The organism is Peptococcaceae bacterium (assembly GCA_024655825.1).
In the GTDB taxonomy this organism is placed as follows: Bacteria; Bacillota; Peptococcia; order DRI-13; family PHAD01; genus JANLFJ01.
The window spans coordinates 1-1455 of the sequence record JANLFJ010000086.1; the positions used below are offsets into that span (position 1 = coordinate 1).

Here is a 1455-nt window from a genome sequence, read left to right on the forward strand (position 1 = left end):
TTGTGTTCCTTCCATCGCTTGGGCCGCCGGGCTTGCCGGGCATCGCAAAAATCTCCGTAATTGTATTTTAGCATCGTCGGAAGGGCCAAAAGCCCCATTGTCACAACGGAAGCCCCAATTACACCTGTTGCCGCCGCAAATATGGTACACGTAATCAACACGGCAACAGCAAGCCCTCCCCGGAGCCTTCCAAAGATATAATACATGGATTCATAAAGCTTACTGGCCAGTCCGGATTTTTCTATTACCACACCCATAAAAATAAATAAGAGAACGGCTACCAGGGTATAATCGGCAAACACACTGTATGTGTTCAAAACGAAAATACCCGAAAAGGCCTTCCCAATAAAAAGAAATCCGAAAATCGTACCTAGTCCTCCCATGACATATGCTATCGGGTATCCTATCATTATCGACACAATCAATGAACCCATCATCAATCCGGTTATCATTTCGGCACTCATATATTCTCACCACGCAGTACTACAATAATATATCTGACTAACTCTGCAATTCCCTGAATAAAAAGCAGTACTAGAGCAAAAAGTATCCAAGTTTTAAAAGGATATATGGGAGGTTGTATTGAACTGACCATAGCCTTCTCTTTTATTGACCATGCATGAATAACATCGGGAATCATGCCGCTAAAGCCAATAATAAATAGCGGTATAAAGAACAGGATCGTCATGACCGCATTAACAAGCGCTTGGGCTCTTTTGGATAAAAAAGTATAGATAACATCCACCCTCACATTTCCTTCGTCCCTATGGTTCCAAGCGAAACCCATGACCAGGACAAGACTGCTTAACAAGTAAGTCGCGTCATAACTCCACAAAGTAGGGTTTCTAAACACATATCTCATGATAACTTCATAAATCATCGTAGCAATAAGCAAGAGAATAAACCATCCAAAGACCTTACCACAAAGTTCACTAATCCGGTCAACCGTTTTTAATATGTTTTTCACAATGTCCCCACCCCTTTATACAAGGTGCTTAATTCGGATTAGATATGCTAGAAGTAAACTTTTTAGGAAAACTGGCTTCCCCTAGTTTAAGTTTTCCAAATAGATTGTCTGGGGAAGCCAGCCAATTACAAATGACTATCTTTTTTATTTTGTAACGCTGGGAGGAATCGGCTGCATGAAATTGTTGTATTCTACCATTTTTAGGTAGTACGCTTTGGCAGAATCCCATACCTCTTTAAGGAAGGGGTCTTTTGCCGCCTCTTTGTCGATAAAGGCCCAACCTATATCACGAATTTTGGCTTGTTCTTGTTTTTCAAGGTAGATCCTTTCTGTTTTTTGTTGATCATAGAAATCAAGTTTTTCCATACTGCTGTTATTATCATAACAAAGGGACCATAAGGTAGTAGAACGAGCAGCCGTCTCAATCATTGCCTTATAGACCATCATGCCGCCTGCGGCACCATCGGAAGGATGAAAACCCCCTCGAG

The 1455-nt window shown here is 41.4% G+C and carries 3 protein-coding genes; all 3 read right to left on the reverse strand.

Annotation, left to right across the window (positions count from 1 at the left end):
- On the reverse strand, nt 1-464 hold a 464-nt coding region (locus NUV48_15500; protein MCR4443536.1), incomplete at its 3' end, for a TRAP transporter large permease subunit.
- A complete protein-coding gene (locus NUV48_15505; protein MCR4443537.1) occupies nt 461-967 on the reverse strand; it encodes a TRAP transporter small permease subunit in 507 nt (168 codons plus the stop codon). The genes NUV48_15505 and NUV48_15500, both read right to left, overlap by 4 nt.
- 144 nt (nt 968-1111) lie before the next feature.
- On the reverse strand, nt 1112-1455 hold a 344-nt coding region (locus NUV48_15510), incomplete at its 5' end, for a hypothetical protein (GenBank protein ID MCR4443538.1).